Origin of the sequence: Streptomyces sp. A1277, assembly GCF_004795015.1 — a bacterium.
In the GTDB taxonomy this organism is placed as follows: Bacteria; Actinomycetota; Actinomycetes; order Streptomycetales; family Streptomycetaceae; genus Streptomyces.
This window is the reverse complement of the sequence record NZ_SSBI01000044.1, coordinates 20,571-46,683: the sequence shown is the minus strand read 5'-3', so window position 1 is coordinate 46,683 and position 26,113 is coordinate 20,571. Positions and strand designations below refer to the sequence as shown.

The 26,113-nt window shown below is 71.7% G+C and carries 27 protein-coding genes, 1 tRNA gene and 1 pseudogene; 23 read left to right on the top strand and 6 right to left on the bottom strand.

What is annotated here, in order from left to right:
• The first annotated feature begins 6 nt into the window (after window positions 1-6).
• Together E6R18_RS25935 and E6R18_RS25930 are read left to right on the top strand one after the other, a co-directional pair.
• A complete protein-coding gene (locus E6R18_RS25935) occupies window positions 7-1,248 on the top strand; it encodes a hypothetical protein (RefSeq protein WP_136319320.1) in 1,242 nt (413 codons plus the stop codon).
• Between the two features lie 86 nt (window positions 1,249-1,334).
• Window positions 1,335-2,228, top strand: coding sequence for a phosphorothioated DNA-binding restriction endonuclease (locus E6R18_RS25930; protein ID WP_136319319.1), 894 nt, complete (start codon window positions 1,335-1,337; stop codon window positions 2,226-2,228).
• Window positions 2,229-2,289: 61 nt separating this feature from the next.
• Here E6R18_RS25930 and serS read toward each other — a convergent pair whose 3' ends face one another.
• Complete coding sequence (gene serS, locus E6R18_RS25925; RefSeq protein WP_136319318.1) at window positions 2,290-3,582, bottom strand: serine--tRNA ligase; 1,293 nt, start codon at window positions 3,580-3,582, stop codon at window positions 2,290-2,292.
• A 269-nt stretch (window positions 3,583-3,851) separates the two neighbouring features.
• Here serS and E6R18_RS25920 point away from each other — a divergent pair, with 269 nt between their 5' ends.
• From E6R18_RS25920 to E6R18_RS25905, 4 genes are all read left to right on the top strand, one after another.
• Window positions 3,852-5,945, top strand: a complete 2,094-nt coding sequence (locus E6R18_RS25920) for a TerD family protein (RefSeq protein WP_136319317.1) — start codon at window positions 3,852-3,854, stop codon at window positions 5,943-5,945.
• Between the two features lie 92 nt (window positions 5,946-6,037).
• Window positions 6,038-6,658, top strand: a complete 621-nt coding sequence (locus tag E6R18_RS25915) for an HhH-GPD-type base excision DNA repair protein (RefSeq protein WP_136319316.1) — start codon at window positions 6,038-6,040, stop codon at window positions 6,656-6,658.
• Window positions 6,659-6,787: 129 nt separating this feature from the next.
• The gene (locus E6R18_RS25910; RefSeq protein WP_003955420.1) at window positions 6,788-7,084 is read left to right on the top strand and encodes a type II toxin-antitoxin system VapB family antitoxin; all 297 of its coding nucleotides are present in this window, start codon (window positions 6,788-6,790) and stop codon (window positions 7,082-7,084) included.
• A gap of 131 nt (window positions 7,085-7,215) precedes the next feature.
• Complete coding sequence (locus E6R18_RS25905; RefSeq protein WP_136319347.1) at window positions 7,216-7,809, top strand: LytR C-terminal domain-containing protein; 594 nt, start codon at window positions 7,216-7,218, stop codon at window positions 7,807-7,809.
• 41 nt (window positions 7,810-7,850) lie between these two features.
• On the opposite strand, the gene upp is transcribed toward E6R18_RS25905, so the two are convergent.
• Window positions 7,851-8,486 carry a uracil phosphoribosyltransferase gene (upp, locus tag E6R18_RS25900; protein ID WP_136206637.1) on the bottom strand — a complete coding sequence of 212 codons (636 nt, stop codon included), beginning with the start codon at window positions 8,484-8,486 and terminating at the stop codon, window positions 7,851-7,853.
• Between the two features lie 116 nt (window positions 8,487-8,602).
• Between upp and E6R18_RS25895 the strand changes: the two genes are divergently transcribed.
• The 5 genes from E6R18_RS25895 to E6R18_RS25875 all read left to right on the top strand — a co-directional run bounded on the left by E6R18_RS25895 (window position 8,603) and on the right by E6R18_RS25875 (window position 11,153).
• On the top strand, window positions 8,603-8,815 hold the full coding sequence (locus tag E6R18_RS25895) for a hypothetical protein (protein WP_136319315.1): 213 nt from the start codon (window positions 8,603-8,605) through the stop codon (window positions 8,813-8,815).
• Between the two features lie 194 nt (window positions 8,816-9,009).
• Window positions 9,010-9,567 carry a hypothetical protein gene (locus tag E6R18_RS25890; RefSeq protein WP_136319314.1) on the top strand — a complete coding sequence of 186 codons (558 nt, stop codon included), beginning with the start codon at window positions 9,010-9,012 and terminating at the stop codon, window positions 9,565-9,567.
• 9 nt (window positions 9,568-9,576) lie between these two features.
• Window positions 9,577-10,083: a tRNA adenosine(34) deaminase TadA gene (gene tadA / locus E6R18_RS25885; RefSeq protein ID WP_136319313.1), complete on the top strand. Its 507-nt coding sequence runs from the start codon at window positions 9,577-9,579 to the stop codon at window positions 10,081-10,083.
• 77 nt (window positions 10,084-10,160) lie between these two features.
• Window positions 10,161-10,248: transfer RNA gene (locus E6R18_RS25880), tRNA-Ser, on the top strand.
• A gap of 224 nt (window positions 10,249-10,472) precedes the next feature.
• The gene (locus E6R18_RS25875) at window positions 10,473-11,153 is read left to right on the top strand and encodes a class I SAM-dependent methyltransferase (RefSeq protein ID WP_136319312.1); all 681 of its coding nucleotides are present in this window, start codon (window positions 10,473-10,475) and stop codon (window positions 11,151-11,153) included.
• A gap of 22 nt (window positions 11,154-11,175) precedes the next feature.
• Here the strand turns inward: E6R18_RS25875 and E6R18_RS25870 are convergent, their stop codons facing one another.
• Window positions 11,176-11,670 (bottom strand): RNA methyltransferase, encoded by a 495-nt coding sequence (locus E6R18_RS25870; protein WP_026250074.1) that lies wholly within the window; start codon window positions 11,668-11,670, stop codon window positions 11,176-11,178.
• 127 nt (window positions 11,671-11,797) lie between these two features.
• On the opposite strand from E6R18_RS25870, the gene E6R18_RS25865 reads away from it, so the two are divergent.
• The 6 genes from E6R18_RS25865 (at window position 11,798) to E6R18_RS35415 (ending at window position 16,889) form a co-directional block, all read left to right on the top strand.
• Entirely contained in the window at window positions 11,798-12,919 is a 1,122-nt protein-coding gene (locus E6R18_RS25865; RefSeq protein WP_136319311.1) for a DUF371 domain-containing protein, read from the top strand.
• Between the two features lie 412 nt (window positions 12,920-13,331).
• The gene (locus tag E6R18_RS34175) at window positions 13,332-13,496 is read left to right on the top strand and encodes a hypothetical protein (RefSeq protein WP_168712436.1); all 165 of its coding nucleotides are present in this window, start codon (window positions 13,332-13,334) and stop codon (window positions 13,494-13,496) included.
• A 9-nt stretch (window positions 13,497-13,505) separates the two neighbouring features.
• Complete coding sequence (locus E6R18_RS25860; protein ID WP_136319310.1) at window positions 13,506-13,799, top strand: Dabb family protein; 294 nt, start codon at window positions 13,506-13,508, stop codon at window positions 13,797-13,799.
• A 292-nt stretch (window positions 13,800-14,091) separates the two neighbouring features.
• Window positions 14,092-14,943: an RNA polymerase sigma factor SigF gene (locus E6R18_RS25855; protein WP_136319346.1), complete on the top strand. Its 852-nt coding sequence runs from the start codon at window positions 14,092-14,094 to the stop codon at window positions 14,941-14,943.
• A gap of 234 nt (window positions 14,944-15,177) precedes the next feature.
• Window positions 15,178-16,044: an RNA polymerase sigma factor SigF gene (locus tag E6R18_RS25850; RefSeq protein WP_136319309.1), complete on the top strand. Its 867-nt coding sequence runs from the start codon at window positions 15,178-15,180 to the stop codon at window positions 16,042-16,044.
• A gap of 638 nt (window positions 16,045-16,682) precedes the next feature.
• Window positions 16,683-16,889, top strand: coding sequence for a hypothetical protein (locus tag E6R18_RS35415; protein ID WP_136319308.1), 207 nt, complete (start codon window positions 16,683-16,685; stop codon window positions 16,887-16,889).
• A gap of 27 nt (window positions 16,890-16,916) precedes the next feature.
• Here E6R18_RS35415 and E6R18_RS25835 read toward each other — a convergent pair whose 3' ends face one another.
• Complete coding sequence (locus E6R18_RS25835; RefSeq protein ID WP_136319307.1) at window positions 16,917-17,132, bottom strand: hypothetical protein; 216 nt, start codon at window positions 17,130-17,132, stop codon at window positions 16,917-16,919.
• Between the two features lie 248 nt (window positions 17,133-17,380).
• On the opposite strand from E6R18_RS25835, the gene E6R18_RS25830 reads away from it, so the two are divergent.
• From E6R18_RS25830 to E6R18_RS25810, 5 genes and pseudogenes are all read left to right on the top strand, one after another.
• Window positions 17,381-17,902 carry a MarR family transcriptional regulator gene (locus tag E6R18_RS25830; protein ID WP_136319306.1) on the top strand — a complete coding sequence of 174 codons (522 nt, stop codon included), beginning with the start codon at window positions 17,381-17,383 and terminating at the stop codon, window positions 17,900-17,902.
• A 23-nt stretch (window positions 17,903-17,925) separates the two neighbouring features.
• Window positions 17,926-20,427, top strand: coding sequence for an MFS transporter (locus E6R18_RS25825; protein WP_136319305.1), 2,502 nt, complete (start codon window positions 17,926-17,928; stop codon window positions 20,425-20,427).
• 225 nt (window positions 20,428-20,652) lie between these two features.
• A complete protein-coding gene (locus E6R18_RS25820) occupies window positions 20,653-21,471 on the top strand; it encodes a YceI family protein (RefSeq protein WP_136319304.1) in 819 nt (272 codons plus the stop codon).
• Between the two features lie 26 nt (window positions 21,472-21,497).
• Window positions 21,498-21,696: pseudogene (locus E6R18_RS25815) on the top strand (hypothetical protein).
• On the top strand, window positions 21,693-22,622 hold the full coding sequence (locus tag E6R18_RS25810) for an NAD(P)-dependent oxidoreductase (protein WP_136319303.1): 930 nt from the start codon (window positions 21,693-21,695) through the stop codon (window positions 22,620-22,622). The pseudogene E6R18_RS25815 and the gene E6R18_RS25810 overlap by 4 nt, the downstream one beginning before the upstream one ends.
• Here the strand turns inward: E6R18_RS25810 and E6R18_RS25805 are convergent.
• Together E6R18_RS25805 and E6R18_RS25800 are read right to left on the bottom strand one after the other, a co-directional pair.
• Window positions 22,616-23,410: a TetR/AcrR family transcriptional regulator gene (locus E6R18_RS25805; protein ID WP_136319302.1), complete on the bottom strand. Its 795-nt coding sequence runs from the start codon at window positions 23,408-23,410 to the stop codon at window positions 22,616-22,618. The two genes, E6R18_RS25810 and E6R18_RS25805, sit on opposite strands and share 7 nt — an antisense overlap.
• A 97-nt stretch (window positions 23,411-23,507) precedes the next feature.
• Window positions 23,508-25,064 carry an MFS transporter gene (locus tag E6R18_RS25800; protein WP_136319301.1) on the bottom strand — a complete coding sequence of 519 codons (1,557 nt, stop codon included), beginning with the start codon at window positions 25,062-25,064 and terminating at the stop codon, window positions 23,508-23,510.
• A 169-nt stretch (window positions 25,065-25,233) separates the two neighbouring features.
• On the opposite strand from E6R18_RS25800, the gene E6R18_RS25795 reads away from it, so the two are divergent.
• Complete coding sequence (locus tag E6R18_RS25795) at window positions 25,234-26,109, top strand: endonuclease/exonuclease/phosphatase family protein (protein ID WP_136319300.1); 876 nt, start codon at window positions 25,234-25,236, stop codon at window positions 26,107-26,109.
• The last annotated feature ends 4 nt before the right edge of the window (window positions 26,110-26,113 follow it).

Sequence of the window (26,113 nt, the reverse complement as noted above, 5' to 3'; positions counted from 1 at the left end):
GTCGGCATGTCCGGAAATGACGCCTTCGAGGACGAGCTCGTCGTGGCGATGAGGCAGGCGGGGGAAGAATTCTCCGCGGCGGGGCGGCCCCTCGTGGACGGTGGGATCGCGCGCGGTCGGCGCCGGAAGGTACTGCGTCGTAGCGCCGTGGTGAGCGGGAGTGTCGCGGCGCTGGCCGTGATCGGCCTCGGCGGGTCGTACGTCACCGGGGGCGTCGGCCACGCCTCGCGGGACGACGGCAGCGGGGCGGCGGTGGGCTCGTCGGCGAAGTCGTCCGAGCCCGCTTCCCCTGACGAGCAGGTGGTCAGGGCGCTTGAGGGGCTGTTGCCGGAGGCGGAGCTCAGCGAGCCCGAGGACGGTCGCACCGAGCGGCCGGGGCAGCCGGAGCAGCGCGACGCGGGGGCATCCGTCGTGTACGACGACGGGCACGGGAAGGCTGCCCTGGCGGTGAACCTCAGCCGTCAGCGCCCCGGCGAGGAACCGGAGGACGGCGACCTGTCCTGCCCCGACGCGAACCTGAGCCGGTTCGAGGGGTGCACCGCCACCACGCTGGAGGACGGCTCCCGGCTCCTGGTGTTCAAGGGCTGGGAGTACCCGGACCGCCGCGAGGAGACCAAGTGGTGGTACGCGGACCTGCTGACGCCCCAGGGCTACCGGATCTCGGTGCACGAGTGGAACGCGCCCGCGGAGAAGGGCGCTCCGGTCAGCCGGGCCACCCCGCCGCTGTCCCAGGACCGGCTGAAAACGCTGGCCCGGGCCGAGGCGTGGCGCCCGATCGTCGCGGCCCTGCCCGAGCCGGAGGAGCCGGCGCAGGAGCAGCCGGCCCCGCAGGGCATGAGCGGTGACGAGATCCTGACCAGGCTGACCGCGCAGCTCCCCGAGCGTCTGTCGGTGAAGGACTCCGGGAAGCAGGAGACGGAGTACGCGTACCTCGTGGTCGACGACGGCCGGGGCAGGAGCTTCGTGCAGATCAACGTCCAGCCGGGGATGAAGGCGGGCGACCTCTTCGGCTCCGACGCGAAGGTCCTCCCCGACGGGACGAAGGTCGCCACGCGCCAGGGGCCGGGCGAGAAGGGCGGCGCGGGCGTGAAGGTGACGGAGGTCGACACGATCCGTCCCGACGGGCTCCGGGTCGTGATCTCCGCCTTCAACTCGGCGAACCAGAACGACGCCGCCACCCGCGAGGACCCCGCGCTGACGCCCGCCGAGCTGGAGAAGATCGCCACGAGCGAGGTGTGGCTGAGTTGAGTCGAGGCGGTCCGCCGCCGGGTACGGCTGGCGTACGGGCCGGCGGTGGACCGCAGCCCGTACGCCCGGCCGTACCATCCACCGTCATGGACTGGCTGGAGCGCACCGCGAAGTTGAGGCAGTGGACCAGGAGCGGGACCCGTGCCCCGCACAAACCGCTGCTGGTCCTCTACGCGCTTGCGCGCTTCCAGCAGGACGACGGAGACGCGTTGCGGTACAGCGCCGTGGAGGGGGATCTGAAGCGGCTGCTGGCCGAGTACGGGCCGGCCAACCCGACCACGCCCGCGTACCCCTTCCACCACCTGGTCAGCGACGGGGTGTGGGAGGTGCGCACCGACCGTGGGGCGGGGAGTCCCGGCACCGGCGTACGGGAGCTGCGGGCGACGGGTGCGACCGGGCGGCTGGCGCCGGAGTTGCGGGCCGCGTTGCGGCGGGAGCCGTCGCTGCTCGGGCGGATGGCGCGGGTGCTGCTCGACCTCAACTTCCCGCCCTCGCTCCACGACGAGCTGTGCGAAACGGTCGGTCTGGAGCTCCAGCAGGCCGAGGTCGTCGAGGTGTCGGCCGTGCAGCGGCGGCGGGACCGGCGGATGCGGGACCTGGTGCTGACGGCGTACGAGTACCGGTGCGCGTTCTGCGGTTACGACGGGCGGATCGGCGCGGTGCCGGTCGGGCTGGAGGCCGCGCACGTGCGGTGGTGGGCGTTCGGCGGGCCCGATGACGTCGAGAACGGGCTCTGCCTGTGCTCGCTGCACCACAAGCTGCTCGACAAGGGCGTGCTGGGGGTCGGCGAGGGCCACCGCATCCTGGTCTCGCAGAGCTTCGTCGGGCACAGCGCGGCGGCCGGCGAGCACGTCGTCGCGCTCGCCGGCCGTCCGCTCATCGGCCCGCAGCCGGGCTTCGGCCGCATCGCACCGGAACACCGCGCCTGGCACGCGAGCCAGGTGTTCCACGGCGACCCGCGCCCGGTGCCGGCGGCCTGAGCCCCGCCTACGCCCACGCCCACGCCCACGCCCACGCCCACGCCTACGCCTACGCCTACGCCTACGCCTCCGGCGTACCGTCCGCCGCGATGCGGTGGAAGCCGAGGTACGGGGTCAGGGACTCGGGCAGGACGAGGGAGCCGTCCTCCTGCTGGCACTGCTCCAGGAGGGCGGCCAGGGTGCGGCCGACGGGGAGGCCGGAGCCGTTGAGGGTGGCGACGAGCTTGGGCTTGCCGTCCTCGCCCCGGGTGCGGATGTTGGCGCGGCGGGCCTGGAACGTGCCGAAGTCGGAGACCGAGGAGATCTCGCGGTAGGTGTTCTGGCTCGGGATCCAGACCTCGATGTCGTACGTGAGGCGGGCGGAGAAGCCCGTGTCGCCGGCCGCGAGGGTGACGACGCGGTAGGCCAGGCCGAGTTCCTTCAGGCATGCCTCGGCGTGGCCGACCATGCGTTCGAGTTCGGCGTCGGCCTGCTCCGGGTCGACGATCCGCACCATCTCGACCTTGGAGAACTGGTGCTGGCGGATCAGCCCCCGGGTGTCCCGGCCGTACGAGCCCGCCTCGGACCGGAAGCACGGGGTGTGCGCGGTGAGGGCGAGGGGCAGGTCGGCGGGCGGGATGATCTCGTCCGCGTAGAGGTTGGTCAGCGGGACCTCTGCCGTGGGGATGAGGAAGAGCTCGCGGTCGGCCACGCCCGTCTTGAACAGGTCCTCCTCGAACTTCGGGAGCTGTCCGGTGCCCGTCATGGTCTTACGGGTGACCAGGTACGGGACCGCGTGCTCGACGTACCCGTGGCGGCGGGTGTGGAGGTCGAGGAAGAGGGTAGCCAGGGCGCGTTCCAGGGCCGCGCCGGCGCCGCGCGCGACCGCGAAGCGGGGGCCGGAGAGCTTGGTCGCCCGGGCGAAGTCGAGGATGCCGGTGGCCTCGCCGAGGTCGACGTGGTCCTTCGGTTCGAAGGCGAACACGGGCGGCGTCCCCACGCGCCTGACCTCGACCGCGTCCGCGTCGGTGTCGCCGTCCGGGGCCGCGTCGGACGGGAGGTTCGGGATGCTGAGGAGCAGCTCGCGGAGCTGCTCCTGCACCTGCTCCTGGCCGGCCTCGATCGCCCGGATCTCGTCCTTCAGCTCGCGGGCCCGCTCCTTCAGCTTGGTGATGTCACCGCCCTGCCTGGCCGTCTGCTGGACCTCGCTCGCCACCCGCTTCGACTCCGCCCGCAGCTCGTCGGCAGAGCGGATGTTCTGGTTCCGCCGGGACTGGAGCTCCTCCAGTGCGGGCAGGTCCAGCGAGTAACCGCGACGAGTGAGCCGACGAACCGCTTCGGCACCCATGTCGATCAGGGCGCGGGCATCATGCATCAGGAGGATCCTTCTGTTCCGGTGAGGCGGGAGAGGTCGGTGGGTTGCGGAATCGACGGTAGCAATCACCGCGCCCCGCGCGATCCGGAATCCCGAGCGTCGGTCAGGCCCTGTGCGCACGGGACGCATTCGGAGTTCACGGTTCCTTCACGTGTAGTCCATACGGGCGATACGGTTCTCCCGTGTGCAGCGAGTTGCGCTGTGTCATGGATCAACTTGCTGCCGTAGCCAGGGCGGGACCCGACGCGGCCGCGTGTCTGGGGGGCTGCATGCGAGAGATGACCAAGGGCGCCAACGTCGGGCTGGCGGACCTGAGCGACGATGCCGGTACGGTCATCGCCGCTCTGAGCTGGAGCAGCGCCACCGGGGACGGGGACGCGGACGTGTCCGTGCTCCTGCTGGACCGCAGCGGCAAGGTCCGCAGCGACGCCGACTTCTTCTACTACAACAACCCGGCCGCCGCCGACGGCAGCGTGCAGCTGCTCGGCAAGACGCCGACCGATGGCGGCAGCGAGGACCGCATCGGCCTCGACCTGACCGCCGTCCCCGAGGACGTCGAACGCCTGGTCGTCGCCGCGAGCCGGTACGGCGGCTCCCGCTTCGGCGATCTGGACGATCTGCGGATGACCGTCTCCGACCGCTCGGGCGAAGTGCTCCTCGGCTTCTCCATCACCGACGCGTCGGTCGAGAGCGCCTTCATCTTCGGCGAGCTGTACCGGCGCGGTACGGAGTGGAAGTACCGGGCCATCGGACAGGGGTACGAGACCGGCCTCGCGGGGCTCGCCACCGACTTCGGCATCGATGTGGACGACGAGGGCGAGGGCGCCGCTGAGGGCGAGGAGGTGTCCGCCTCCGGTGACGCGGGCGGTCCCGTTGTGGAGCAGGCCGCGGAACCCGTCCCGGCACCGGCCCCCTCCGCACCCCCGCAGGAAACGCGGGAAGCGGTGGCCGCCGCGCCGCCCAAGCGGGCGCGCGGGCCCCGTACCGCGAAGAAGAAGGTGACCCTTCCCGCCGTCGCCACGAAGTCGCTCGCCGAGAACGACGCCTGGCGGGCCGCGCGGCTGTTCCCCGCGTCGAACCTCAAGAGCGACAAGGAGAGGGAGGTACGGGCGACCTCCGTGCTGTTGTCGGTGATGGCGCAGGTGCCGGAGTTCGGGCGCCGGCTGACCGCCGCCTTCGGGGCGCCCGCCGGGCGGATGCAGACCTTCACCGAGGTCTCCCTCCCGCACGGCGACACCCCCAAGCGCCCGGACGGGGTGATCCGGGTGGAGCGGGCCGGGAAGCTGTGGACGGCCCTCGTGGAGACGAAGACCAACGGCAACGCGCTGAAGCCGGAGCAGGTCCAGAACTACATGGACATCGCCGCGCGCCGGGGCTACGAGGCCGTGATCACGCTGTCCAACGACGTGGCCCTGGAAGGCAGCCCGCTGGTCGAGGTCAAGACCGACGGGCGGCGCAAGCACAAGGTGGCGCTGCGGCACCTGTCCTGGGCGGAGGTCGCGCACCAGGCGCAGATGCTGATCCGGCACGAGGGCGTCGGCAACGCCGCCCACGCCTGGCTCCTCCAGGAGCTCCTGCACTACCTCCAGCACGAGAACTCCGGCTGCCACGGCTTCCAGAACATGGGCCCCTCCTGGGTGCCCGTGCGCAACGGCATCGACGAGGAGACCCTCAGCCAGGGCGACCCGCGTGCGGTGGAGGTCGTGGAGAGCTGGGAGCGGCTCATCCGGCAGGTCTGCCTGCGCCTCGGCGGTGAGCTGGGCCAGAAGGCGCTGCCCGTCCAGCGCACCCAGCGCGGCACCACGGCCCTCTCGCGGCGGGCGGAGCACGCCGACCGGCTGTGCGAGGAGGGGCGCCTCGCCGCCGAACTGCGCGTCGACGGCTCGCCCGGCACCATCACGATCGTGGCGGACCTGCGGACCGGGAAGCTGCGCACCTCGGTGGAGATCCCGGTGCCGGAGGGGGCGTATCCCCTGACGTCGGCCAAGCGGCTGATGCGGCAGCTGGCCGATGCGCCCGCCGATCTGCACGTCGAGACGCTGGTCGAGGGGCAGAGCGGGCCGCGCGGCACGCTGGAACGCCTGCGTCCGGAACCGGGCGACGTGCTCCCCCGGGACGGCAGCCGGATCACCGGGTTCCGGCTCTCCCTGTTCAAGGGCATGGGCGCCACCCGCGGCAACGCCGAGTCCGGCTTCATCCGCAGCGTCGACAACGCCGTGGACCGCTTTCACTCGCACGTGATCGTCCACCTCGCGCAGGCCGACCGCCGCACCGCCCGCCGGGCCTCGGCCCAGGCGGCCGTCTCCGTACCCTCGGCACCGGTGCCGGAGCAGTCGGCGCCCCGGACGCCGGTGGGGGCGTGACCGGCGCGAGGTGACCGGCAAACGGCTGCAAACCGGTCCGTCGGCGGTGGTTGTGCTGGCCGTCGCCTCCCCTGCTCGCCATGATTCGGCCCATGACCAACAGCGACGCAGGCCGAGACATCACCCTCCGGATCGCCCAGGAGCCGGCGGCGGACGAGCTTCTCGCACGCAGTCCGCTCGCCGCCCTGGTGGGCATGCTGCTGGATCAGCAAGTGCCGATGGAATGGGCGTTCGCCGGGCCGTACGCGCTCGCGCAGCGCATGGGCAAGGACGGTCTGGACGCGCACGAGATCGCCGCGTACGACCCGGAGGCGTTCACCGAACTGTTCACCGCCAAACCCGCGCTGCACCGCTATCCGGGCTCGATGGCCAAGCGGGTGCAGCAGCTGTGCCAGTTCCTGGTGGCGCAGTACGACGGTGAGGCGGCGGCCGTGTGGCGCGATGCCGCGTCCGGGGCGGAGCTGCGCAGGCGGCTCAACGCGCTGCCCGGCTTCGGTACGCAGAAGGCGCAGATCTTCCTCGCGCTGCTGGGCAAGCAGTTCGAGGTCCGGCCGCCGGGCTGGCGGGAGGCGGCAGGGCCGTACGGGGAGGAGGGCTCGCACCGGTCGGTCGCCGACATCACCGGGCCGGAGTCGCTCGCCGAGGTCCGCGCGTACAAGCAGGAGGCCAAACAGGCCGCCAAGGCCGCGAAGGCGGCGGCGAAGAGCCGGTGAGCGGCGGCGCACCCGCGCCCCCCAATTCCGGAATGCTGTCCTATATGGGGTTCTTGTGTGGCGTCACGGCCCGCAGCGTGGTGGAGCCCATGGCTGCGGGCGGTGGCCCTTGACCGGTAGGCTTTCCGTGTGATCTTCAAGCGCATCGGAAATGGGCGGCCTTATCCCGACCACGGCCGGGAAAGCACCCGGCAGTGGGCGGACGTCGCGCCGCGCCCGGTCCGCCTGGACCAGCTGGTGACCACCAAGGGCCAGCTGGACCTCGAAACCCTGCTCGCCGAGGACTCCACGTTCTACGGCGACCTGTTCGCGCACGTCGTGAAGTGGCAGGGCGACCTCTACCTGGAGGACGGGCTGCACCGCGCGGTCCGTGCCGCGCTCCAGCAGCGCCAGGTGCTGCACGCCCGCGTGCTCGAACTCGGTTAGGACGCGCGGGGCCGTACGGCGTTCGTTCGGGTGTTTTCCCACCCGCACGGGTGCGATCGATTGATCATTTAGTAGGCATCATCACCGGGTCGCACTACGCTGCGCCCATGAGCATGCTCACTCCCCCCGGCATCGGCGGAAAGTACCGCATCACGGGTGACAAGTACCCCCGCATGCGACGCCCCCGCCGCCGCAGCAAACTGGTCCTCGCGGCCATCGCCTCCGTGGTCGCCCTCGGGCTGGCCGGATGGGGCACGCTGCAGCTCATCGATGTCTTCACGGGCAGCGACAGGACGGCCAGCGCCGCCGATCGCACACAGTGCCCGTCCCCCAAGCCGTCGGCGCCCGCCAAGGTGCTGCCGAAGCCCGCGAAGATCACGGTCAACGTCTACAACGCGACCCCGCGCAGCGGTCTCGCCAAGGCGGCCGCCGATGAGCTGAAGAAGCGCGGTTTCAAGATCGGCAAGGTGGGGAACGCCACCGCCGCCTACGACAAGAAGGTCCCCGGGACCGGGCTGCTGCTGGGCGCCCCGGCCGCCGTCGACGGCTCGTTCCCGGTGCTCGGGACCCAGCTGCCGGGGGCTCTGACCAAGACCGACGCCCGCGAGAACGCGGAGGTCGACCTGATCATCGGTACGAAGTTCAAGGCGTTCAGCAAGCCGCAGGCCGCCGCCGCCGCGCTCACCGCCCTGACGAAGCCCGCCCCGGCGCCGTCCTCCTGCTGAGGACGCCGCCGGGCGGGACGGGGGCGTGAAGGGGGGACCGCCTAGTCGGCGGTGCCGTACATGCGGTCGCCCGCATCGCCGAGGCCCGGCACGATGTAGCCGTTCTCGTTGAGCCGCTCGTCGACCGAGGCGGTGACCACGGTCACCGGGGTGCCGGCCAGCTCGCGCTCCATCACCTCGACGCCCTCGGGGGCGGCGAGGAGCACGACCGCGGTGACGTCGTCCGCGCCGCGCTTGATCAGCTCCTGGATGGCCGCGACGAGCGTGCCGCCGGTGGCCAGCATCGGGTCCAGGACGTAGACCTGGCGGCCGGAGAGGTCGTCGGGCATCCGGCTCGCGTACGTGGACGCCTGGAGCGTCTCCTCGTCGCGGATCATGCCCAGGAAGCCCACCTCGGCGGTCGGCAGCAGCCGGACCATGCCGTCGAGCATGCCGAGGCCGGCCCGCAGGATCGGCACGACGAGGGGACGGGGGTGCGACAGCTTCACGCCGGTGGTGGGTGTCACCGGGGTCTCGATGTCGACCTGTTCGGTGCGCACATCGCGGGTGGCCTCGTACGCGAGCAGGGTCACCAGCTCGTCGGCGAGGCGCCGGAAGGTCGGGGAGTCGGTGCGCTTGTCGCGCAGGGTGGTGAGTTTGTGCGCGACCAGCGGGTGGTCGACGACGTGGATCCGCATGACTCCCACAGTAGCCGCGCCTCCCGTACCCGTGCGCTGGCATCATCCACACGTTCGGAGGGAAGGTGGTGGCATACGGAGCCAGCGACGGAGCCAGCCCTGGGGGTGATGAGCCGATGGCGGACGGGCCGCAGAGCGCCGAGGAGCCCGGGAAGGCCCCCGGGGACACGCCGGACGCGCCGGAGACCGAAGCGCAGCGGCGGCGGCGGCGCGCCCAGTTCCTCCGCGAGCTCCACGAGGCGAAGGCGCTGCGCGACCGGGTCCAGCCGCGCCGCGTCAAGGCCGCCCGAATGCGCCAGGCGATGCGGATGCGCACGTTCCGCTGGTAGCCCTCCGGCCTGCGGAAAACCCTGCGGTGACGGTGGCCGGGAGAACTGATGGCCGACTCAACGGCCGAACTGCTCTCGCGAAGCCCTGGTTTCTGCCACGATTCCGAAGGGGCGGGACGCAGGGGCAGCCGGACAGCCGACTGCCTCTCCCGTCCGGACCGGCCCTTGGCCCCGAGACCAGTGGGAGAGTCACGGTGTACTTCGCCGCACTGCTCGCGCGCACCGAAGACGGGTGGGAAGCGAGCGACACGGAGCTCGACGATGTGGAGACCCTGTCCGACCTGACGGATCTGGCCCGTGATGCCTCGGTTGACGAGGACACGGTGCTCGTATTCATCGAGCAGGAGGACGCCTGGTTCGGCGTCGTCCGGGTGGACGGTGAGGAGGACCCCCGGATCTACGTCTCGGACGCCTCCGCCGCCGCCCGCTCCTCGTACGGGGAGATCCTGCTCACCGACGAACTGCTCGGCCGCGAACCAGGGGCCGAGGACACGATCGCCGCCCTTGAGGAGCTCGTCGGCCTCGACGGTACGGAGGACGGCGAGCCGGACACCGCCGACAACGACAACGACGACGATGACGACGAGGACGGGCCGGGTGCCGGTGTCGTCCCGGCCGGTCCGCTCGGTGACACCGGGCTGCTGTCCGACCTCGGGCTCCCCGAGGCCGAGCTGCTGATGCTGCGGACGGACGCCCTGGCGGAGATCGCGGACGCGCTGGGAGCGGCCGAGGTCCTGGAGACCGTCCGTTAGGGTCCGCGGGTGACCGAAGCACCCCACCCGCACGACCCGAGCCCGAACGACCCGCCCGATCCCGTGCGGGACCCGTGGCGGGCGGCCATGCGCCGCGCCCTGACCGAGGCGGACCGCGCGGCGGCGACCGGTGACGTACCGGTCGGCGCCGTCGTCCTCGGCCCGGACGGGGCGCTGCTCGCCACGGGCCACAACGAACGCGAGGCGACCGGCGACCCGACCGCGCACGCCGAGGTCCTGGCGCTGCGCCGGGCCGCCGCCGCGCGCGGTGAGTGGCGGCTGTCCGGCTGCACCCTGGTCGTCACCCTGGAGCCCTGCACGATGTGCGCGGGCGCCCTGGTGCAGGCCCGGGTGGACCGGGTCGTCTACGGGGCCCGGGACGAGAAGGCGGGAGCCGCCGGTTCGCTCTGGGACCTGGTGCGCGACCGGCGCCTCAACCACCGGCCCGAGGTGGTCCCCGGTGTCCTGGAGGCCGACTGCGCATCCCTGCTGACGGCCTTCTTCCGCCACCGCTGACCTGGCGCGGCCCGCCCCCGAAGTGCTGTCCGGTATCGGATTTCGGCGGACGGCCCACATGGTCTAAGCTCTCTCTCGGTAGCGTGTCCGAGCGGCCGAAGGAGCTCGCCTCGAAAGCGAGTGTGGGGAAACTCACCGTGGGTTCAAATCCCACCGCTACCGCCAGCAGAGAAACCGCCTCCGAACCGTGCGAACGGCTCGGGGGCGGTTTTGCGTGCGCCCGGGATCCGGGTGCCGGGCGCACGCAGCCGGTTGGTCAAGGGGACCGGCGCTGGGGGATCATGCCCGGGGCGGCGGACGGGTCGGCCACCGCCGCCCGGTCCGTACGAGACAGACGGCTCGCCGCGGGTGAACGCGTGCGGAGCCACGATAAGAAAGCACTGGCCGTTATGCAGATCGTGCGAGGCAAGAAGCTGGAGAATGCCTCCGAGGGGGAATTCCAGCAGCTGGTCGAGGAAAGCTCCCGGGTCGTCGTGGACGTCGGGACGGGCGATGCCCGGGCGTCCTACCGCATCGCCAAGGAGAATCCGTCCTGGCTCGTCGTGGGGGTGGACCCGGCCTGGCAGCGGATGACGCAGACGAGCATTCGCAGCCGGCGGAAGCCCGCGAAGGGCGGCGTACCGAATCTGCTGCTGGTGAATGCGGCGATCGAGAACGCCCCGCCCGAGCTGCTGGGGGCCGCCGATGAATTGCTGGTCCTGATGCCCTGGGGGAAATTGCTCCACGGCTTCGTGCGCGGGGACGAGGACATCTGGAACGGGCTGCGGTCCGTCGCCAAGCCGAATGCGCCGCTCACCGCGACGGTCGGCACCAGCATCTGGCGCGAACCGGTGCCGCGCGACATCCAGGGCCTTGCGGAGCTGACCCACCCGTACGTGGACGAGGTGCTTGCCGGAAAGGCGCTCGCGTCCGGGTGGAAGGTCACCGGTTTCCAGCTCACCAGGGCGGAGGAGGCCGCGGCCGTCTCGTCGTCGTGGGCGCGCAGGCTGGACGCGGCCAGCACCGAGGTCATCGCCACGCTGACGGCCGTCGCCGCCGAGGCGGACGGGGCCGCCGAAGCGGAGCGGTGAGCCGGGGGCCGGGGCGGGGGCGTCAGCCCGTCGGGAACTGCTTGCAGTACTCGTACATGGCCATGGCGCCGGCCGTGGCGACGTTGTAGCTGTGCGGGAAGCCCCAGACCGGGATTTCGACGCACTCGTCCACGCACGCGAGTTCGTCCTCCTTGAGGCCGGTGCGCTCGTTTCCGAGGACGATAACCGACTTACGGGGGAAGCTGATCTCGTGCAGGCTCTTGGAATTCGTGGCCTGTTCGAGCGCGATGATCGTGTAACCGTCCTCGCGCATCTTCTTCAGTACCGGGGGAAGGCTCCGGCGCATTTCGATCTCGACGTGCTCGGCACCGTCCCGGGCGATCTTCGGGTCGAGTTTCGCGTTGCCGCACGCGATGATCTTCTCCACTCCGCAGCATCCCGCCGTGCGCACCACGCTCGACAGATTGACGCGGCTGCGGAACGCCGAGCACGCGATCACGAGCTCGCGCTTACGGAGCAAGGAAGAGCCCGGCTTGTGGCGGAGATGTTCGAACATGCCGATGAGTCTACGCGGGCGCCGCATACGGTTAACTCCGCGAACTCCGCTCAACTCCGCGAGAGGGCCCGCAGGTCAGCATGATCAATCGGAAGAACGGGACAATGTACCTAGCCGTGAGTAGGCCATGAAGATCCGTGCCAGGGGCCACGAGAACGTCCGCGCGACCCACGCCAAGACCCTGGAGATCACCGGCGAGCAGGACATCACGCCCCGGGCGACCTGTGTCATCGGTGTCGGCGCCTCCTTCGACGGCGGGGAGCTTGCGCTCCTGCGCGGACCGGTCGCCGTCCGGCTGTCGGCCGGGCCGCACGTGGCGGCCGGCACCGCCGTGGTCAACCCGCACCACGCGGTGACCGACCGGCTGGTGCTGAGGCGCAGCGACCACGCCTCGCCGGACACCTTCGCCGTCCGCAGCACGCTGGTGGCGAGCGCCCTCGACCCGGAGTTCGTCGCCGCGCTGGCCGACCCGGCGAACGAGGTGACCCTGACGCTCACCGAGGCGGGGCCGCGTCAGCCGCTGGTGCTCGTGCACCGCAGGGACCAGCCGGAACCGCAGGGCCGGCCGGGGCTCCTGTGGCGCGCGGCGGACGCCACGGTCGACCTGGACGCCGCGCGCGTCCCGGACGACGCGCGTGCGGCCCTGGCCGAGGGCGGGGTGATCGCGGCGGTCGTCTCCGGCTCGCTGGAGGGCGTCTCGCAGGCGGCCGGTGCGTGGCTGGCCGAGGCGGCCGGGCTCGGGGCCCGGTTCGAGGTGCCGGGCGACACGACCGGGACCGTGGCGGCGCTCCTGGCGGCGGGGCTGCCGGTCGCGCCGGTGATCCAGCTCGGCCGGGCCGACCGGCGGGCGCTCGCCGGTGCGCCCTGCGCGGACCTGCTGCGCACGGCGCCGGTCCCCGTGGTGTTCCGGGCGCCGGCCGCCGATCTCGGGGTGCTCGGCGAGGTGCTGGCCGGGGGCTTCGGCGAGCGCCGGATCGCGGTCCCGGACGGGCGCCCGGACCTCGGGCACGGGATGACGTGGCTGCCGCTCCCCGAGGCCGTCGAGTCCTTCGGGGGCGACGGGGAGGGCGAGGGCGTGTTCGTCCTGGCGCCGCCGGAGCGCGCCGCCTGGAACGTGGACCTGCGGCCCCTGCTCCCGCTCCTGGTCGAACAGGGCGTCACCGCTCGGACGTTGAGCACGGTGCTGCGGCCGTTCGGGATCAGCCGCCGGGACCTCTACGACGCGTTGGGCGACGGCCCGAAGAAGTAAGACGCCCAAAGAAGTAAGCCACCCGAAGAAGTAAGGCGCCCGAAGAAGCGGGCGCACCGAGAAGCGAGGGGAAGGGGAAGCGGCCTCGGGGGGCAAAGCCGCTTCCCCCGGGAGCAGGTCCTGCCGCTCCTTGCCGCGGTCGGGGGAGGCCACGGCACGGGTCCCACGGAAGGGTCCTGTTCCCCGGCCCCGGAAACCTGTCGGCTCCGCAGGGCTCGCTGCCCATCCTGCCGCGCCGAGGGGGCCGCGTGGGCGGACCAAGGGCCCCGATCGGCGGGTCGTTGGTCCTCAAGGTGGGCGCCCGCCCCGTCCCCGAGCCTCGGCAAGTGATCGCAAACAGCCCATGGATACGGGCATGCGTACGGATAGACTCGCCCGACCGCACAGGGGAGCGAAGGGGAGTCAGGGGCTGATGGTGCAAGCGAAGAAGATAGCCCTCTACGTGATAGTCGTCTTCGTGCTCTACACGATCATCACGTCCCCCGCCCGCGCCGCCGATCTGGTGCAAGTAGGGTTCGAAGGCATTTCGAACGCCGCCCAGGGCGTCGGCGACTTCATGTCCGAGCTGGTCAATTAGGAGTACCGCGTGATCCGCCATCTGGTCCTGTTCAAGCTGAACGACGGCGTCGAGCGGGACGATCCCCGGGTGGTCGCGGGTGCCCGGGCGTTCGAGGAGCTGGCGGGCAAGGTCCCCGAGCTGGAGTTCTGGGAGTGCGCCTGGAACATCACGGACCGGCCGATCGCGTACGACTTCGCCATCAACTCCGCCGTCGCGGACGAGGCCGCGCTGAAGCGCTACATCGAGCATCCGGACCACCAGGCGGCCGCCGGTCAGTGGCGTGAGTTCGCCACCTGGGTGATCGCCGACTACCCGTTCTGACGGCTTCGGCCCTGCGAGCCCCTCACCGCGCCGGTGAGGGGCTTTTCTTTGTGCTGAGGCCATGGCGAGGCGTTTTAAACCAAGGCCGGGTCAACACGGCGCTATGGGGTGCTTGCACATAGTGGTCATGTCTTGTGATGCTATGACCGCTTTTGACGGATGAATTGACCGAAGTTGACCGCGAAGGGGTGGCGTCATCGTGCCGGCCAGTACAGCGCCTCAAGTGCCGCCCCAGACCTATCAAGCGGCCCAGCCCCACCAGGCGGCCCAGCCCCCTCAGGCGGCGCCGGTCGTGCCGCCGGCCGGGGCCGCCCAGGCACCGGGCACGGTGCAGACGATCGAGACCGAGACCCCGGACGAGACGGTCGCGCCCGCCAGGTCGCGGGGCGCGGACACCCGGGCGCTCACCCAGGTGCTCTTCGGGCAGCTCAAGGGCCTGGAGCCGGGCACCCCGGAGCACGACCGGGTGCGGACCGCGCTCATCGAGGCGAACCTCCCCCTCGTGCGGTACGCCGCCGCGCGCTTCCGCAGCCGCAACGAGCCGATGGAGGACGTCGTCCAGGTCGGCACCATCGGCCTGATCAACGCGATCGACCGGTTCGACCCCGAACGCGGCGTCCAGTTCCCGACCTTCGCCATGCCGACCGTGGTCGGCGAGATCAAGCGCTACTTTCGGGACAACGTGCGCACCGTGCACGTGCCCCGCAGGCTGCACGAGCTCTGGGTCCAGGTCACCGGCGCCACCGAGGACCTGACGACCGCTCACGGCCGCTCCCCCACCACCGCGGAGATCGCCGAGCGGCTGAAGATCTCCGAGGAGGAGGTGCTGGCCTGCATCGAGGCCGGCCGCTCGTACCACGCCACCTCGCTGGAGGCCGCCCAGGAGGGGGACGGGCTGCCCGGACTCCTCGACCGGCTCGGCTACGAGGACCCGGCCCTGGCGGGCGTCGAGCACCGGGACCTGGTCCGGCACCTGCTCGTACAACTGCCCGAGCGCGAACAGCGCATCCTGCTGCTGCGGTACTACAGCAACCTGACGCAGTCCCAGATCAGTGCCGAACTGGGTGTCTCCCAGATGCATGTGTCAAGGCTCCTGGCCCGAAGTTTCGCCCGGCTTCGATCCGCAAACAGGATCGAAGCGTAGCTGGAACGGGTAGACCGTCCTCGGGGCGATTCCCGTGGGCCAAATGCCGCACACCCCTTGTTAACTGCACAGACTCCCCCTGGACTTGTCGACAAGTCACTACAGCGCGTTGCCGACATGTGACATTCTGCGGGAAGTGAGTTTGCCGCAGTCCCGCCTCCGGTATTCAGGTGGAGGCTGCGTTCCTCCGATGGTCGTGGCCACCGCGACCGTCCGCGACCTCAAGGGGGTGGCATGTCCGAAGAACAGGGCAGCTCGAAGGTGCTCACGCTCACCAAGAGCGCTCCCGCACCCGTTGCGCTCACCAGCTCGCCGGAAGCCATCGACACCCGCACGCTGTCCCGCTCCCTGTTCCTGCGGCTCGCCGCGCTGGGGCCCGCTCCGGGCCCCGGAGGAACCGACACCCCGGAGCGCGCCTATGTGCGGGACACACTCATCGAGCTCAACCTGCCGCTGGTGCGTTACGCCGCGGCGCGGTTCCGCAGCCGCAACGAACCGATGGAGGACATCGTCCAGGTCGGCACGATCGGCCTGATCAAGGCGATCGACCGCTTCGACTGCGAACGGGGCGTCGAATTCCCGACGTTCGCGATGCCCACCGTCGTCGGCGAGATCAAGCGGTTCTTCCGCGACACCTCGTGGTCGGTGCGGGTGCCTCGCCGGCTCCAGGAGCTGCGGCTCGCCCTGACCCGGACCAGCGACGAGCTCGCGCAGAAGCTGGACCGCTCCCCGACCGTCCCGGAGCTGGCCAAGGCGCTCGGCGTCTCGGAGGAGGACGTCGTCGACGGCCTCGCCGTGGGCAACGCCTACACCGCCTCCTCGCTCGACTCGCCCTCCCCCGAGGACGACGGCGGCGAGGGCTCGCTGGCCGACCGGCTGGGCTACGAGGACACGGCGCTGGAAGGCGTCGAGTACCGCGAGTCGCTCAAGCCTCTGCTGGCCAAACTGCCGCCGCGCGAACGGCAGATCATCATGCTGCGGTTCTTCGCCAACATGACCCAGTCGCAGATCGGCGAGGAGGTCGGCATCTCCCAGATGCACGTCTCCCGTCTGCTGACCCGCACCCTCGCCCAGCTCCGGGAAGGGCTCATCGCGGACTGAACCGGTCCGCAGGGGTTCTGAACTGACGAGGCGTCAGGCACACTGGCGCGATGCGACGTCAGACACGCGTCCCCGCCGGCCGCCGAGGCACCGTGCTCGCCGCCTCGGCGGCCGTGCTGTTCCTGGGCGGCGCGCTGGCGGGCTGCGGGGCGGGCGGAGGCGATGACGGCTATACGGCGCTCGGCGCAGCCGCCGCGGGTCCGGGCAAGGCCCCCTCGGGGGCCGTAGCACCCTCGGACGACGTCACGCTGATCCCGCTGGACGGGGCCGCCCGCAGCGGCACGAAGGGCGGCGGCGGAGCGAGCGCGTCGCCGGGCGCGACCATGGGCGGGGGTACGGACCCGACGCGGCCCGGTGGCCCGGGGTCCACCGTGGGACCTGCCGCGGGGCCCGCCTCCGGCCGTACGACCGGCCCGTCCGGCTCACCGGCCCCGGAGACCACGGCGCCCTCGCACGGCACCCCCCGCACCCCCGGCACCAAGAGCCCCGCAGTTCCATCCAGCCCCACCGAACCCACCGCCCCCGCCGCCCCCACCGGACCCGCCGTGCTCCACGTCGGCGCGCCCGTGCGGGCGGCGGCGGACGACCGCTGGTGCGAGAAGGTGACCGTGGAATTCCGTAATAGCGGAGGGTCGCCCGTGCGGTCGGGGACCGTCACCTTCGCCACGCACGTCATCGGCGGGCTCGGCGTCGACTGGGCGACCCTGGAATCGACAGCGCCGCTGCCCGCGCCGATCGACGCGGGAGCGGCGCGGAAGAAGACGTACACCGTCTGTGTGGACGCCTGGCGGGTGCCCCTGGGTATGCATGTCGAGACCCGGGACGTCACCGCCGCCTGGAAGTGACGAGGGACGAGGAGCGAGCGGTAACGGTCAGCCGAGTGCGAGCCAGGCGACCGCGCCGAGCACGATGACCACCGCGACGATCCCGACGATCAGGCCGGTCCTCGGGCCGGAGGAGGAGACGGCGGCGGGCTGCTGCCGGCGCTGCGGCTCGCCCTCGTCGACGAAGGCGCGGAACATCTGGGTGCTGCCGGCCGGGTCGTGGGAGCCCTCGGGACCCTGCGGTGCGTGGGGATTGTGTGCCATATCGCAGGACCCTAGCGAACTCGGCCGAACGGCCCAACCCCCGGGCGCCACCTCCCGATCCACCACCTCTGTGGCGCGGGACACACCCGGCACTTCTCTACCGCAGACCCTGCGGGTTTGACCAGTGCCCTACGGAGCCTTTTGCGTTCCTTTACTCCACCGGGCCCCTTTTCGTTTGCCTGCAGCAACCAACGGCTTCTATGGTTGCCCTAAGCAACAAGATGACCGGTGAGATGTCTGGGGGTCCCGTGGCCGAACGGAGTCAGTACGAAGAACTGGCCCGTCAGCTGAGCGCCATCGGAGCCGTCAAGCGAGGTCTCGCCCGCATCCTTCCCGCCGAATGCCCCGGTGGGTCCGCCGCCGTGCTGACTCTGCTGAGGCGGCACGGGGAGATGCGGATCAGCCGGCTGGCCGAGCTCCTGTCGGTCGACATGTCGGTGACCAGCCGGCACGTCGCCCACGTGGCGGAACGCGGCTGGATCGAACGGTTCTCGGACCCGGCGGACAAGCGGTCCCGCATTCTGCGGCTGACCCCCGCGGGGGAAGGGGTCCTCGACGACCTCTCCCGGCGGACGACCGAGATGTTCGCCGGTCATCTTCAGGATTGGTCCGACGAAGAGGTCGGACAGCTCAACACGTTGCTGGCCCGGCTGCGCGACAGCTTCTCCTGTCGCGGCACCGGAGGATGCGCCCCGGGGAAGCACAGCGGCGACTGCCGCCCCCGGCAGGCCGACAGCCACAACGGCTCGTACACCCGTACACCCGTGTAACAGAAGCAAGGACAAGGACTTAAATGGCTACGACCACACCAAGCGGTGTGCGGGGCGGCCACGCCAAGCACGGAGGGCACGACGCCTCCGACGGCACGCCGATGACACACCGGCAGATCATGGAAGCACTCGCCGGGCTGCTGCTCGGGATGTTCGTCGCGATCCTGTCGTCCACCGTCGTCTCCAACGCCCTGCCGGAAATCATCTCCGACCTGGGCGGCGGCCAGAGCGCCTACACCTGGGTCGTCACGGCCTCGCTGCTGGCCATGACGGCGACCACCCCTCTGTGGGGCAAGCTCTCCGACCTGTTCAGCAAGAAGCTGCTGGTCCAGATAGCCCTGATCATCTACGTCGGCGGCTCGATCGTCGCCGGCCTCTCGACCAGCAGCGGCATGCTGATCGTCTGCCGTGTGGTCCAGGGCATCGGCGTCGGCGGTCTCTCCGCCCTCGCCCAGATCGTGATGGCCGCGATGATCGCCCCGCGCGAGCGCGGCCGTTACAGCGGCTACATCGGCGCGGTCTTCGCCGTCGCCACCGTCGGCGGCCCGCTGCTCGGCGGTGTCATCACCGACACCAGCTGGATGGGCTGGCGCTGGTGCTTCTACGTGGGTGTGCCGTTCGCGGTCATCGCCCTCATCGTGCTCCAGAAGACCCTGAAGCTCCCTGTCGTCAAGCGTGAGGTCAAGGTCGACTGGACCGGCGCCTTCTTCATCAGCGCCGCCGTCTCGCTGCTGCTCCTGTGGGTCACCTTCGCGGGCGACAAGTACAACTGGATGTCCTGGCAGACCGGCGTGATGCTCGCGGGCTCCGTGGTGCTCACGCTGCTCTTCGTCTTCACCGAGTCCCGGGCCAGCGAGCCGATCATCCCGCTGCGTCTCTTCCGCAACCGGACCATCACGCTCGCGTCGCTGGCCTCGCTGTTCGTCGGTATCGCGATGTTCGCCGGGACCGTCTTCTTCAGCCAGTACTTCCAGCTGGCGCGCGGCAAGTCGCCGACGATGTCCGGCGTGATGACGATCCCGATGATCGGCGGTCTGTTCCTCTCGTCGACGCTCTCCGGCCAGATCATCACCAAGACCGGCCGCTGGAAGGCATGGCTGGTCAGCGGTGGCTTCCTCGTCACCGCCGGTCTCGGCCTCCTCGGCACGATCCGCTACGACACGACGTACTGGCACATCGGCGTCTACATGTTCGTCATGGGTCTCGGCATCGGCATGATGATGCAGAACCTGGTGCTCGCCACGCAGAACCAGGTGGACCCGTCCGACCTCGGTTCGGCCAGCTCCGTCGTCACCTTCTTCCGTTCCCTCGGTGGTGCGATCGGTGTCTCGGCACTGGGCGCCGTCATGGCGAACCGCGTCACCCACTACGTCAAGACCGGCCTGTCGGACCTCGGTCCCGAGGGTGCGGCCCTGGGCCACGGCGGTACCGGCGGCGGGGGCATCCCCGACCTGGACAAGCTGCCCCCGGCCTTCCGCACGGTCGTGGAGGCCGCGTACGGGCACGGTGTCGGTGACGTCTTCCTCTACGCCGCTCCGGCCGCGCTCATCGCCTTCCTGATCACGATCTTCATCAAGGAGGTCGCGCTCAAGACGAAGGCCGTCAGCGACACCCCGGCACAGGACGCGACACCCGCCGAGGTCCCCGTCGGTACGGCCGAGGCCGTCGCCGAGGGAACCGCCGGAGTCACCGCGGTCGACACCTCCGAGGCCACCACCGCGGTCCTCCCGGCCGACGCCCCCGTGGACTTCGCCAAGGGCGGCACCGCCGTCCACGGTGTGGTGCGCGGCGCCGAGGGCGCGCCCGTCGGCCGGGCCGCCGTCACGCTGATCTCGCTCGGCGGCCGCCAGCTCGGCATCGCCGCCGCACAGGGCGACGGCCGTTACGCCCTGGAGGCCCCGGGCACCGGTTCGTACGTGCTGATCGCGTCCGCCGACGGCTTCCAGCCGCAGGCGTCCACCGTGGTCGTCGGCGACGAGCCGCTGGCGTACGACATCCTGCTCTCCGGTACGAGCGGCCTGGCCGGTACCGTGCGGGCCGCCGAGAGCGGCACGCCGGTCGCGGACGCCATGGTCATCGTGACCGATGTGCGCGGCGACGTGCTGGCCACCGGCAAGTCCGGTGAGACGGGCGACTTCACCTTCGGTGAGCTGGTCCCCGGTGCGGTGACCGTCGCCGTCAACGCGGCCGGTTTCCGCCCGCTGGCCCTGCCGGTGGAGGTCGGCGGCCAGGGGATCACCCGGGTCGACGCCGCCCTCCAGGCCGGTGCGCTGGTCCAGGGCGTCGTCCGCGCCGGTGCGAGCCGCAGCCCGCTGCCGGACGCCCGGGTCACGCTGGTCGACGCGGCCGGCAACGTGATCGCCACCTCGACGACCGGGGAGGACGGGGCGTACGCCTTCGCCGACCTGGACGCGGGCGAGTACACGGTCATCGCGACCGGCTACCCGCCGGTGGCCGGTGCCCTGACCGTGGCCGGTCACGGGGCCGACGGCCACGACATCGAGCTCGCCCACCCCGGTGAGTAACACGGGCGAGTAACCCGAGCGGTCCGGGGCATGCCCCCGGACCCACAGGACCCCCGGCGGGGCGGCGTTTCGAGCGGAGGCGCCGCACCGGCCCGGTGGAAATGGGCCCCGGCGGCGGGGACGGCAGGCAGGGGACGGCCTGCCGCCCCCGCCCCGGGGCCCGACTCATTGAGTGGCCCGGCCCGGCGACCGGGCAGGCCACTGAGCAAGGAGAGAGAGAACGGGATGGGACTTCGCGCACAGGTACGGACGCGGGACGGCTGGGCCGTGCAGCACGCGGTCGTGACGGTCACCGACATGACCGGCACACAGGTGCTGCGCGCCGCCGCCGACGAGGCCGGCGCGGTACGCACCGAGACCCCGCTGTCCGCGGGCGCGTACACGGTGATCGTGACCGCGGTGGGATACGCCCCCGCCGCCTCCACGGCCCTCGTCACGGCGAGCGGCCTGGTCGAGGCCGGCACGGTCGTACTGAACCGCCAGGGCGGCGTGGAGCTGCCGCCGCCGGGCACCTGGTCGCTGGACCCGGCGCACTCCTCGGTCGGGGCGGTCGCACAGCACCTGGGCATCTCCAGCGTGCACGGCCGCTTCACCGAATTCTCCGGGCGCATCGAGATCGCGGAGGACGTCCAGAACTCCCGGGTGGAGGCGGTCATCGACGCGGCGAGCATCGACACGGGCAACGGCATGCGGGACAAGCACCTGCGCTCGCCGGACTTCCTCGACGTCGACCGGTTCCCCGAGATCACCTACCGCTCCAGCGGGCTCACCCCGGCCGGGCCCGACCGCTGGACCGTGCACGGCGAGCTGACCCTGCGCGGGGTGCGCCGGCCCATCGACCTCGACCTGAGCTACCTCGGCACCGGGCCCGACCCGTGGGGCGGGGTGCGCGCGGCGTTCAGCGCGACGGCCGAGCTGCGCCGCGAGGACTTCGCCATGAACTACAACCAGGTGGTCCAGGCCGGCATCTCGGCGATCGGCACCACGCTGCGGGTGGCGCTCGACATCCAGGCCGTGCAGGGCGATTCCCTGCCCGCCGTCTGACGGTCCCTGGCCGTAGGGTCTGTTCCATGGCACCCGACAGCGCCGTGGAACTCGACGACTTGCTGGCCTTCGTGCGGCCCCGGCACCGGGCGATCCTGCTGACCACCCGGGCCGGACGAGTACCGGGCGGCGATGCTGAAGCAGGGCAAATCGATCATCCGGATCACCCCGGAGCGCTGGGGCCCGGTCGCCACGGGCGGCTTCCCCGCGCACCTGGCCCCGTGACCGCCGCTCTTCCCTCGCCCGGACTGCTGGACCGGGCCCGGCTGCTGGCCGGGCCCGAGGTGAGCGAGGCCGCCGCGCGGGGGCTCGCCCGGGCCGCCGGGCGCCCCGTGGAGCGCGGCGGCCCCGGTGACGGCCCCTTCGTGTACGTGGGCGCCTCGCTGCCCGACGCGCCGCACGGGGCGGACCTGGTCTGGTTCCACAGCGTCAACGCCGGCACGGACGCCCTGCTGGACGCCGGTCCCTGGCCGCAGGGTGCGCTGCTCACCCGGACGGTGGGCCGGATGGGCGAGCGGATCGCGCAGTACGTGCTCGGCTGGGTGCTCGCCGAGTGCCAGGCGGTCCCGGAGTACGCCGCCCAGCAGGCCCGCGCCGAGTGGCGCCGTATCCCCGGTGAGCTCGTCGCCGGGCAGACCGCCGTCGTGCACGGCATCGGCCGGATCGGCTCCGCCGTCGCCGCGCTGCTGCGTGCCTGCGGCATCCGGACGGTGGGCGTGGCCCGCACCCCGCGCGAGGTGCCGCCCGGCTTCGACGCGCTGGCCGCCCCGGACGAGCCGGTGGCCGCCCGCTGGGTGATCGCCGCGCTCCCGCTGACCGGGGCGACCGACGGGTACTTCGACGCGGACCGGTTCGCCGCGATGGGCGGGGCGACGTTCCTCAACGTGGGGCGGGGCGCGACCGTGGACCTGGGGGCGCTGGAGGGGGCGCTGCGCTCGGGGGCGGTGGGTCGGGCGGTGCTCGACGTGCTGCCCGACGAGCCGGCCGCGCCCGACGACCCGTGCTGGCGGCTGCCGCGCACGGTGATCACCTCGCACTCGGCGGGCATCACGGCGGACGACGACATCGTCACCGACTTCACGGCCTGCCTGCGGGAGTTGGCGGCGGGGCGCGTACCGCCGCTCACCGTGGACACGGCACGCGGCTACTGAGCCCGTTCCGCGTGGGACCGCTCCCCTTCGGCGCGTTCGCGCATCGCGTCGATGCCCGCGATCAGCAGGTCCAGCGCGAAGGTGAAGTCCCGGTCGCGCATCTCCTCGATGCAGACGCCGCCGCGCGCCGCCATGAGGTCCCGCGAGTCCTCCACGAACTCGTCCAGCTCGGGCTGCTCCTGGACCGCGGACATCGCCTGCCGGAAGTACTGGTCCTGGGTGAGCCCCGCCTCCGCGCTGCGCTGCGCGAACTGCCCTTCCACCGTGCCGAATCCGTACACGAACTGGAAGACGGCCGCGAGCGCGCCGCTGCGGCCCTCCAGGGGGAGGCCGGTCGCACGGATCACGTCCTGGATGGTGTGGGTCACCAGGAGCGAGTGCGGTCCGAGGTTCAGGAACTTGCCCGCGAGCGGCGAGACCCAGGGGTGCCGGACCAGCAGCGTGCGGTACGCGGTGGCCACCGCGCGCAGCCGGTCCTGCCAGAGGGCGTCCGCGGGCGGCGGCCCGATCTCGCTGTAGACCGAGTCGAGGGCCAGTTCCAGCAGGTCGTCCTTGGTGTCGACGTACCAGTAAAGGGACATCGCGGTCACGTTCAGCTCGGCGGCGAGCCGGCGCATGGAGAACTTCGCCAGGCCCTCGGCGTCCAGCAGCCGGACCGAGGCGGTGGTGATCCTCTCCCGGTCGAGTCCGGCCGGCTGGTCCGTCCTGCGGGAGCGGGAGGGCGGCCGGCGGTTCAGCCACACGCTGGTCCGGGCAGGGTCCTTCACGCGGTCGGCCGCGGACACCATGGCGCACTCCCTCGTCTCACCGGCGGGACGGACGGACCGGCCCCGTACCGCGTACCCCGAAAACGGAGGCGCGCGGTCCGATGGGTCCCGACTGATGCTATGCCGCCGGCGCGGCCGGGTCTGCCTGGGTCGATTCTCCTCGCTCCGCTTCTCCGCCCTCCGCTTCTCCTCGCTCCGCCCGGCGCAGCAGGAGGGCGGCCAGCAGGCCGCCGGCGAGGACGGCGACGGCCCCGCCCAGCATGCTGGTCTCCAGGCCCGAGGCGAACGCGTCCGTGATGCGCGACCGCTCCCCCTCGCCGCGTGCGGCGGCCAGGGCGGCGGGCAGCGAGGCGGCGCCGACTGCGGACGGGACGAGCGCGGCGAACCGGGAGTTGAGGACCGCGCCGAGGACGGCGACCCCGAGGCCGTTGCCGCACTCGGCGAGCGTGCCGTTGACCCCGGCGCCGACACCGGCCTTCTCGGGCGGGATCGCGCTCATGATCGCGTTGGCCATGGCGGGCATGGCGAGCGCGATGCCGGCGCCCATCACGAGCAGGCCGAGCAGCATGCCGCCGTAGCCGTCGCCGCCGAGCAGGGCGATCGAGGCCAGCCCCGCGGCGAGCAGCCCCATGCCGGACGCGATGGTGAGCGGGGTGCCGAGCTTGGGGACCAGCCGGGCGCCGAGCCCGGTGAGGTTGAGGGCGACGACGCTCAGGGCGAGCGGTGCCGTGCGCAGTCCGGCCTCCAGCGGGCCGTAGCCGAGGACGAACTGCAGCTGCTGGGTGAGCAGGAAGAGCGAGCCGCCCATTCCGAACGCGACCAGGACCGCGCCCGCGACCGCCCCGACGAACTTCTGGTTGCGGAAGAAGTGCATGTCCAGCATCGGGTACGGGATGTGCAGCTCCCACAGCACGAAGCCGGTGAGGACGGCGACCCCGGTGAACGCGGTCAGCAGCACCCGGCCGGACGTCCAGCCGTGCTCGGGCCCCGAGATGATCGCGTACACGACCGCGGCCATGCCGATGGTGGACAGCAGCGCGCCCAGCAGGTCGGGGCGCTCGCCGCTCGCGTTCTTCGACTCGGGCACCAGCCGCACCACGGCGACCAGGCCGAGCACGGCGACCGGGATGTTGATCAGGAAGATCGCGCCCCACCAGAAGTGGTCGAGCATGACCCCGCCGATCAGCGGCCCGACGGCGAAGCCGAGCGAACTCACGGTCGACCAGATGCCGATGGCCTTGACCCGCTCGCTGTCGTCGAAGATCTGGACGACGACGGCGAGCGTGGTGGTCATCAGCAGCGCCCCGCCGACGCCCATCCCGGCCCGTGCGGCGATCAGCTGGGCGGACGAGTCGGCGAGCCCGGCCACCAGGGAGCCGATGCCGAACAGGGCGAGCCCGGCGATCAGCATCTTCTTGCGGCCGTAGCGGTCGGCGGAGCTGCCGGCGGTGAGCAGCAGCCCCGACTGGACGAGCGAGTAGGCGTTGATCATCCACTGCACGTCGGCGGTGGAGGCGTCCAACTCCCGGGTCAGGGAGGGGATCGCCACGTTGAGAACGGTGTTGTCGAGCAGCACGGTGAGCTGGGCGAGGCAGATGACGCCGAGGATCAGCCAGCGCTGCGGATGGCTCGGCGGGGCGAGCGGGTTGGTCTGCGCGGCGTCGGTCGCCGTCATGCGTACTCCCGGGCGGTCGGTGGGGGCTCCCTCGCACCTTCTTATACGGTGTACAGGAGATTGAGTTGTACACCGTATAAGGACCGGGTGGGGCGTACAACCGACTTTTCGCGGGTACGGTGCCGGTCGCTGATCCGACAACGGCCTGTCCCCCTGGAGTTGGAGCGATATGTCACTGCGTCGTCGTACGGTGGAAATCCTGGTGGCCGTGGGCCTGTTGGGGACGGCGCTCGCGCCCCCCGCGACGGCTGCGGGACATGGGCACGGGCACGGCCCCGGGCAGTCGGTGCCGCTGCGCGTCGCCACGTACAACATCCATGCCGGGGCCGGCATGGACAACGTCTTCGATCTCGACCGGCAGGTGGCCGCGCTCCGCTCGCTCGACGCGGACGTCATCGGGCTCCAGGAGGTCGACGTCCACTGGGGCGACCGCAGCGAGTGGCGCGATCTCGCGAGCGAGCTGGGCCGGCGGCTGCGGATGCACGTCTCCTTCGCCCCGATCTACAGCTTCGACCCGCCGGCCGAGGGCGGGCCGAGGCGCGAGTTCGGGGTCGCGGTGCTGTCCCGGTACCGGATCGTGAGCGCCGAGAACCACGACATCACCCGCCTTTCCACCCAGGACCCCGACCCGGTCCCGGCGCCCGGACCCGGCTTCGGCGAGGTGGTCCTGCGGGTGCGCGGGCTGCCCGTCCACGTGTACGCGACGCACCTCGACTTCCGGGGCGACCCGTCCGTCCGCGTCGCCCAGGTCGCGGACACCCGGCGGATCATGGCGGAGGACCAGAAGCACGAGCGGCGGCCGGTGCGGCAGATCCTGCTCGGCGACTTCAACGCGGCCCCGACCGCCCCGGAGCTGGCCCCGCTGTGGGAGAACCTGACCGACATCGAGCCCGGCAGGCCCACCTTCCCGGCGCAGGACCCGGTGCAGCGGATCGACTACGTGGCCGTCTCGAAGGACACCGTCCGGGTACGGGACGCGGCGGTGGCCGAGACGCTCGCCTCGGACCACCGCCCTGTCGTCGCCGACCTGGAGCTGCGGCGCTGAGTGG